A 920-nucleotide genomic window follows, 5' to 3' on the forward strand; every position below is an offset into this window, starting at 1 on the left:
CCACCATATTTCAAATACCGCGCCGTCTTCGCCACTTCTTCCAAATGCGTCGCATACCCCGGTATCTGCCCCGGCCCACCGGCCTTTTTCCAGTGATGCACCACACGCTTGGACGAAATCCCAAGATCCCGGCGCAGCCTGTCGTAGGTGCCCAGGTTCAACCGCTTGTGCAGGAACGCAGTACTCAATTGCGCGCTGAGCTGCTGATACAGCGCCTGGCGCGATGCGAAGAATTCCGGGCTTCTGAGGTGCCCATGCAAGGCAAACTGCCGTTGGTGCAGCGCCTCGATGCCCTTGAGCGTGTCCTTGACCTGCCCAAGCCCCTTTTCCAGCATGTCCTTGCCCACGCCCATCGAGGTGCTCGCCCCACTCAGCACCCCGGCAATCTCCCCGATATGCGCCATCATGAAATTGGCCTCCTCCTCGCTGAGGATCGCCAACGACTCCCGTGCATGCTCGGCCGCGCGCATCAGGTCGGCTTCCTCGCGGGTACAGGCATGGTGGTTGTCGGGGTCGCCGATGACGAAGATCTCGCCGGCCTTGAAGCCCTGCTCGAAGGTGGGATTAAGCCGTTGGATACGGGCGATGGGCAGCGTCTGGTCCTGCTCCAGCAACCGGCTCAGCAGTTGTGGGCCAGACATGCTGCGGGGGACGATGTAGAAGCCGGGCTCGAGCGCGACCGGCGATGAGGTGATGCCCGCCGGTGCCTGCACGGCGGACACTGCCTGCGTGCTGGCGGCAGCGTGCGCCGAACGGGCAGTGGGCGTGACACCGCCCAGCGAACGGCTGGACGGTACCTCGCCATGCAAGGGCGCCACCACCCTGTTGCGGCCACTGGGGCATCCACACGCGACCAGCGAGCCATCCATCGCCAATGGCTGGCCATTGGAAATCCACCCGAGATAGCCCTCCACGACGAT

The 920-nt window shown here is 63.9% G+C and carries 1 pseudogene; it reads right to left on the minus strand.

Annotated features, from left to right (window positions below):
• A pseudogene (locus WCE05_RS25840) lies at positions 1-920 on the minus strand (PAAR domain-containing protein); the annotation flags it as partial.

The organism is Pseudomonas sp. I2, assembly GCF_040984075.1.
Lineage (GTDB): Bacteria > Pseudomonadota > Gammaproteobacteria > Pseudomonadales > Pseudomonadaceae > Aquipseudomonas > Aquipseudomonas guariconensis_B.